General features: G+C 37.5%; 5 protein-coding genes and 1 riboswitch. All 5 genes read left to right on the forward strand.

Annotated elements, in window-relative coordinates; all coding sequences use genetic code 11:
- Positions 1-120: 120 nt before the first annotated feature.
- The 5 genes from SJW71_RS03510 to SJW71_RS03530 all read left to right on the forward strand — a co-directional run bounded on the left by SJW71_RS03510 (position 121) and on the right by SJW71_RS03530 (position 7113).
- Positions 121-1065 (forward strand): AAA family ATPase, encoded by a 945-nt coding sequence (locus SJW71_RS03510; protein ID WP_431811754.1) that lies wholly within the window; start codon positions 121-123, stop codon positions 1063-1065.
- Positions 1062-2243: a DUF58 domain-containing protein gene (locus tag SJW71_RS03515; RefSeq protein WP_431811755.1), complete on the forward strand. Its 1182-nt coding sequence runs from the start codon at positions 1062-1064 to the stop codon at positions 2241-2243. Before SJW71_RS03510 ends, SJW71_RS03515 begins: the two co-directional genes overlap by 4 nt.
- A complete protein-coding gene (locus tag SJW71_RS03520; protein WP_274794606.1) occupies positions 2240-4423 on the forward strand; it encodes a DUF4129 domain-containing transglutaminase family protein in 2184 nt (727 codons plus the stop codon). Before SJW71_RS03515 ends, SJW71_RS03520 begins: the two co-directional genes overlap by 4 nt.
- Positions 4424-4455: 32 nt before the next feature.
- A riboswitch (purine riboswitch) is annotated at positions 4456-4557 on the forward strand.
- A gap of 156 nt (positions 4558-4713) precedes the next feature.
- Positions 4714-6267 (forward strand): glutamine-hydrolyzing GMP synthase, encoded by a 1554-nt coding sequence (gene guaA / locus SJW71_RS03525; RefSeq protein ID WP_274794605.1) that lies wholly within the window; start codon positions 4714-4716, stop codon positions 6265-6267.
- A gap of 177 nt (positions 6268-6444) precedes the next feature.
- Positions 6445-7113 (forward strand): MOSC domain-containing protein, encoded by a 669-nt coding sequence (locus SJW71_RS03530; RefSeq protein ID WP_322606695.1) that lies wholly within the window; start codon positions 6445-6447, stop codon positions 7111-7113.
- The last annotated feature ends 129 nt before the right edge of the window (positions 7114-7242 follow it).

A 7242-nucleotide genomic window follows, 5' to 3' on the forward strand; every position in this document is an offset into this window, starting at 1 on the left:
CTTTAATAGCTATAGGTAGAAGTTTCAGATAATTGTTTTACTAGCCAAATTTCGATATGCTTAGATAAGTTATCGTACAATTCTCGCAATTGTCTGACGGAATGGGAGGTTTTTTGATTTATGAATTCTCAAATACAAGATGTTTTGGAAAATATAGAAAAAGTAATGATTGGTAAAAGAGAGGTTGCTGAGCTCGGTATTGTCGCATTATTAGCGAGGGGCCATGTATTATTGGAAGATGTTCCTGGGGTCGGAAAGACAATGATGGTGCGAGCACTTGCAAAATCTTTTGATGTACAATTTAAGCGAATTCAATTTACGCCAGATTTATTGCCATCAGATGTAGTTGGTGTTTCTATTTATAATCCAAAGACTATGGAGTTTGAATTTCGTCCTGGACCAATTATGGGGGATGTTGTCTTAGCGGATGAAATAAACCGTACGTCGCCAAAAACACAGTCCGCCTTGTTAGAGGGTATGGAGGAGGCCTCTGTTACAATTGACGGAACAACATTGATGATAAATCAGCCGTTTTTTGTTATGGCCACACAAAATCCGATTGAACATGAAGGTACCTATCCTTTGCCAGAAGCGCAATTAGATCGATTTCTATTGAAGATAAAAATGGGTTATCCATCTAGGGGACAGGAAATTGAAATTTTGCGAAGAGCTGAGAATGGTAAACCAATTGAAAAAATTGAAGCGGTGTTATCCGTAGCGCAATTAATAGAACTACAGGAGCTCGTCCAAGGTGTGTATGTAGAAGACTCAGTAAAAAATTATATGGTGGAACTTGCTACCCAAACTAGGGAAAATAACTATGTACATTTAGGGGTGAGCCCACGGGCAACAATCGCGCTAATGAAAGCTTCTCAAGCTTACGCATTTATGAAAGGAAGAAGCTATGTTACTCCTGACGATGTTCAATACCTAGTGCCGTTTGTTTTCAGCCATCGTTTAGTTCTAAAGCCAGATGCTCGCTACGATAATGTGACAGCAGATGAAATTATCCAGCGTATTATTGCTAAAACACCAGTACCAACAAAAAGGTTTGCAGAACAATGAAGCGATGGAAAGCTTTATTAGAAAAAAGTAAACATTTCCTATTAATTACTTTCTTGATGGTCGTAACATTTTGTTATGCTATGTTCCAAGGTGGATTTGTTAGCTGGTTTGTTTTTTTTACAGTTAGTCCATTTTTAGTGTACGCACTCATGTTCTTTGTTGTTCGAGAAGATATTCTATTAGTAGAACGCAAAATTGAACCAGCGCATATAGAACGTGGGCAATCAGCAAAGGTGCATATTACGATAGAACGAAAAACAAGTTTCCCTTTTGCTTATATTATGATGGAGGAACTTGTCGATAGTAAAGGGTTGGTACAAGCTAAAAAAGAAAATTCAAATGCCATTAAGTTTGTTGGATTTAGAAAAAAGTTTAGCTGGCATTATGATTTGGATAATGTTCCTCGTGGAGAGCATCGCTACTTAGGAGTTACAGTTATCTTCTATGATTTCTTTGGCTGGGCAAAAAAAGTTGTCGTAGCGGAAAAGGAACAAACTATTTTAGTTTATCCGAGAATACGAGAGATGAAATACGCAGCACTTCAGACGAAATATGATGTTGGTCCAATGATGTCTCCTTATTCCATTGTAAAGGACACTTCTATGGCTGTTGGGTTAAGAGAGTATGTTCCGGGTGATCGATTTTCATGGATTCATTGGAAATCGTTTGCGAGAACACAAACCTTACAATCTAAGGAATTCGAGGATCGGCAATCATCTGAGTTAATGTTAGTGCTTGACGCTAAAAGGTCTTCAATGTTTGAAGAAAAAGTGGAATTAGTTGCATCGATGCTCCAGATGATTATACAAGAGCGTGGTGATTTATCTTTTATTACAGCTGGGGAAATGACGAAAGTTTTTCCGGTTATACAGGGTGAAAAGCAGTTAGATCAGGTCATGTATCATTTAGCTGCTATCAAACCTGCTGAGAATGTTAAATTCCGATTCTATGATCAACAAGCCTTTAAGCAAGTAGCAACATTGCTTTATGTGACAAGTGATGTCTCTGACGAGTTGCTACATACTCTTGCGAATATAGTAAAAAGCTGTATTTGTTTTGTAGTGGCAAAACAGCCGCCTGTGCAATCAGAGCACACGATGCGTTATAAACATATTCAAGTTGTCTTTGTAGACCCAACAGATTTTTATCATTTATTCACGGAGGTGATAAAACCGTGAAGCAATCGTTAGGGGAATTTATAGAATTGGCCATTGCGTATATAATTGTATTCTTCATTTTACGAGAATGGCTCATTCCTATTATGCAATTAACTAATACTGGTGGGATGAATCTCTTCCTTGTTTTTATTGGGATGTCCTTAGCGCTAAGTTTACTCCGTGTACATCCGTTGTTATCGGGATTCGTAAAGTTTAGCTATATAACTTGGTTTATCGTTTTTGTTTATAGCAAAAGTCCTGTTCTTTCTCGAGAAACTGTACCATTCTTATTGTCTGAATGGAAAGGGAATATGGCAACGATACTATCAGGAGATTTTGGACAAGTTTCAGATGCTTTTAGGACAGTGCTCTTTCTTGTTTTAATCTGGATGCTCGTATATTTAATTCACCATTGGGTATCAGTACGAAAAAATATATTTTACTTTTTTGCCATGACAGTATTCTTTATTGCCACTTTAGATACGTTTAGTGACTACGATGGTAAAGCTGCAATTGTAAAAGTTGTTGTTCTTGGATTAATCATGACAGGTGTACTTTTTGTTAAACGTCTATGGCTTCAAATGGAAACAACAAGTACTGCAATAGAGAAGTGGAAAATTGTTATTCCTATGCTTGTGTCAGTATTACTTGTTAGTTCTGTTGCATTCTTTTTACCAAAGACTGGACCAACATGGGCAGATCCTGTTCCATTTATCCAGGGAGTTACTGGACAAGATGGAAATGGAGCTGGTGAAAAATCAGTTGGTTATAGCCAAGACGATAGTCAGTTGGGTGGTCCCTTTCAAGGAGATAATACATTAATTTTTACTGCCTCTTCTCGTGATCGTCATTATTGGCGCATCGAAACGAAAGATACCTATACATCTAAAGGCTGGGTTGTTTCAGAGGGGAACTTTGGGAAAAATGTCTATGAGACAGATACACCGATTTTAACCTCTTTACAAGTAGGACCATCTGAAAATGAACGCCACATCCAACTAGATATTGCTATTCCAATGCCGTTTTTAATTCAAACATATGGTTTGATATCTGTTTCAGCACAAGGCTCCACGTTATTTATTCAAGATGAGCAGACTGAAAAGATGATGATAGAGCAGCAGGTAGATGAATCAAAATCATTATCAAACTACTCATTATCTTATAGTGAACCAGTTTATAGTATGGAACAGCTCCAATTGTCCTATCCCTCTACACTTGAAACATTAGATTCTTCGTTTAATCGTTTTTTACAATTACCAAATCAGCTTCCGCAGCGTGTAAGAGACTTGGCGTCTGAAATAACGCAAGGTAAAGCTTCGGTATACGATCAAATTAAAGCTGTAGAAAGTTACTTTAGAACAAATGGCTTTAGATATGATAAAAAGGAAGCTGCAATTCCTGCTGAAAATCAAGATTATGTCGATCAATTTTTATTTGATACAAAAGTAGGGTATTGTGATAATTTCTCTACTTCAATGGTTGTGCTCTTACGTTCTGTAGGAATTCCGGCAAGATGGGTTAAAGGTTTTGCGCCTGGAACAGCAGGACCAATGACAGACGGACTACGTGAATATCAAGTCACAAATGACAATGCACACTCTTGGGTTGAAGCATATATACCAGGGGCTGGTTGGATGGAATTTGAACCTACCATTGGATTTTCCGGTAATGTGAACATAGATTATGATGTGCCATTAGATACATCTGACCAGGAAGAAGTAATACAGCCAGAACAAAAACCTGAGCAGAAGAAACAGCAAAAAGAGGTAACTGAAAAGGTACAGTCTCCGGCAACATTTAGCTTAGATGCTGTGTGGACGTGGTTGAAAAAGTATACTTATGTGTGGATTGGCATCATTGTTTTATTAATCATTACTGGTATTTCCTTATATTTGAAAAGGAAAACGTGGATCCCGAAAATGCATGTAAGGTCATATCGCAAAAAGGCAGCTGATTGGTCAAACTTTGATTCTTCTTATCAAGTGTTATTAAAGCAATTATCTCGTATTGGCTTGCGCAGGAGAGATGGGGAAACATTACGTGCTTTCGCAGAGCGTGTAGATTTAGCACTTGAGACAGATGAAATGCAAAAGTTAACAGTAGTATATGAGCAACATGTTTATGGGAAAGATAAAGAAGACGTTGATTTTATAAAGCTGAAAGAAAGTTGGGAATATTTAATCAATCGCACTATCAGTTGATTTTAACGTAGACAAAGAGTAAAATGAAAAAAATTAAATGCAAGGATTGCTTTCATATAAGTTCGATAATAGGGTTCGGATGTTTCTACGAAATCACCATAAATGGTTTCTCTATGAAGGCGGATGTTTTCGTTAGGTGAAAAGTATAGTAAATCACTTTACTTTGCTACGCATTCGCCTTTATCACGATTCTAGAGCTTTTGAACGCGTAGAAAGTTATTTTACTTTCTTCGCGTTTTTCTTTGAACAAATGAAAATATCCTTTAAAAATAGTAGAAGAGGTGGAAATTTTGACAGCTAGCCCTTTATTAAAAGAGCAAGAAAAAATCGTTGTACTGGACTTCGGTAGCCAATTTAACCAATTAATTACGCGTCGTATCCGTGAATTTGGTGTTTTCAGTGAATTACATCCACATACGGTAACTGCGGAAGAAATTAAAGATATGAATGCAACGGGTATTATTTTTTCTGGTGGCCCTAACTCTGTTTATGATGAGAATGCTTTCCATGTGGATCCAGCTATTTTCGATTTAGGCTTACCAATCTTAGGTATTTGCTACGGTATGCAACTAATGGCGCATACAAACGGTGGTAAAGTTGAAGGTGCTGAAACGCGTGAATATGGTAAAGCTGAAATTCAAGTAACGACTTCAAACAAGTTATTTGGTGAGTTACCTGCTGAACAAATCGTATGGATGAGTCATGGGGACCATGTAACTGAAGTTCCAGCTGGATTTGAAGTTATCGCAACAAGCGCATCTTGCCCAATTGCTGCAATGGCAAATGTAGAACGTAAATTATATGCTGTACAATTCCATCCAGAAGTACGTCACTCTGTTTATGGTAATGACTTATTACGACAATTCGTATTCGATATTTGTGAAGCAAAAGGCGATTGGTCAATGGCAAACTTCATTGAGATTGAAATCGCTAAAATTCGCGAAACAGTTGGCGATAAAAAAGTATTATGTGCACTTTCTGGTGGAGTAGACTCTTCAGTTGTGGCAGTGTTAATCCATAAAGCAATCGGCGATCAATTAACATGTATGTTTGTAGACCATAACTTAAACCGTAAAGGTGAAGTTGAACAGGTAATGAAAACATTCACAGAAGACTTCGACATGAATGTTATTAAAATTGATGCACGTAAACGTTTCATGGACAAACTTGCTGGTGTTTCTGATCCTGAGAAAAAACGTAAAATTATCGGTAATGAATTCATTTATGTATTTGATGAAGAAGCATCAAAACTTGAAGGTATGGATTTCTTAGCACAAGGAACTCTTTACACGGATATTATTGAATCGGGTACTTCTACTGCACAAACAATCAAATCACACCATAACGTTGGTGGTCTTCCAGAAGATATGCAATTCCAATTAATCGAGCCACTGAAAACTTTATTTAAAGATGAAGTACGTGCGCTAGGTTTAGAACTTGGTCTTGACGAAAAAATCGTTTGGCGTCAACCATTCCCTGGTCCTGGATTAGGTATCCGTGTACTAGGGGAAGTAACAGAAGAAAAATTAGAAATCGTTCGCGAATCTGATTATATCCTACGTGAAGAGATTGCAAATGCTGGTCTTGATCGTGACATCTGGCAATACTTCACGGTATTACCTGATATCCGTTCAGTTGGCGTAATGGGCGATGCTCGTACGTATGACTATGCAATCGGTATCCGTGCCGTTACATCTATCGACGGTATGACTTCTGACTGGGCACGTATTCCATGGGATGTGCTAGAGAAAATCTCAGTTCGCCTAGTAAACGAAGTAAAACATGTTAACCGTGTAGTGTATGACATTACATCTAAGCCACCTGCAACGATTGAGTGGGAATAGAAACAAATGCCCTAAAGACCTTGATAAAAGGTTTTTAGGGTTTTTTTCGTTTATAAAGTGAAACTTCAGTCAAAAACTTCAAAGTGTAAAATAAAGCAATAATTGCTGATAAAGCGCTGTATGTAGTAAACTAAATGAATGGAAGAAATGATACTATTTAGATTAGGGGTGATTTAAATGAAGCAAAAGATGCCGATGATTCACACACTTGCAGTTGGAATGCCGAAAGAATTACTTGATAGTAAAGGGCGTTCGATGATTACAGGGATTGAAAAGCAACGAGTACAAGAAGTTTATTTATCATCTCGTGGTTTCGAGGGGGATGATGTGGCAGATAAAAAACATCATGGTGGCCCTGATCGTGCTGTTTGTTTATATCCAGCGGAGCATTACATACAGTGGGAACAGGAACTTGGTAAAACATTGCCTACTGCTGCATTTGGTGAAAACTTAACTGTAACGAATATGTTGGAAGCAGAAGTTTGTATTGGTGATATTTATAAAATTGGGGATGCTGTCATCCAAATTACACAAGGGCGTATTCCATGTAGCACGATTGATCGATATACTGAGGCCAACATATTACTTAAACGTTTAATTGAGACAGGCTATACAGGCTTCCTTGCGCGCGTACTAGAAGAAGGAACAATCTGTGCAGACTCAAAAGTTGAATTAGTAGAAAAGCACCCTGCACGTATATCCGTTTTGTATTGCAATGAAGTATATTTTAAAAACAAAGATGCTATTGCCATGCAACAAATACAAGCAGTAGATGCATTAGCGGAAGATTGGAAAGAAAAATTAGAAAAAAGAATTCAGCTCTTGCAAAGTAAAGTGTTGAATTAGGACAGACATAAGAGATGGGCATCCTCTAAAATTCGAAAGAATTCTGGGGGATTTTTTACTTTCTATCGGTTAATAATTGTTCAGTACTTTTGCTTTTCTGGCGATGATTTTTTAGAATGTGAACATTAA

It is taken from the genome of Lysinibacillus sp. FW12, assembly GCF_050817245.1.
In the GTDB taxonomy this organism is placed as follows: Bacteria; Bacillota; Bacilli; order Bacillales_A; family Planococcaceae; genus Lysinibacillus; species Lysinibacillus irui.

Bases quoted from the DNA above. Each gene is read 5' to 3' on its own strand.
- SJW71_RS03515 (WP_431811755.1), top strand. From the start codon at position 1,062: ATGAAGCGATGGAAAGCTTTATTAGAAAAAAGTAAACATTTCCTATTA.
- SJW71_RS03510 (WP_431811754.1), top strand. From the start codon at position 121: ATGAATTCTCAAATACAAGATGTTTTGGAAAATATAGAAAAAGTAATG.
- SJW71_RS03530 (WP_322606695.1), top strand. From the start codon at position 6,445: ATGAAGCAAAAGATGCCGATGATTCACACACTTGCAGTTGGAATGCCG.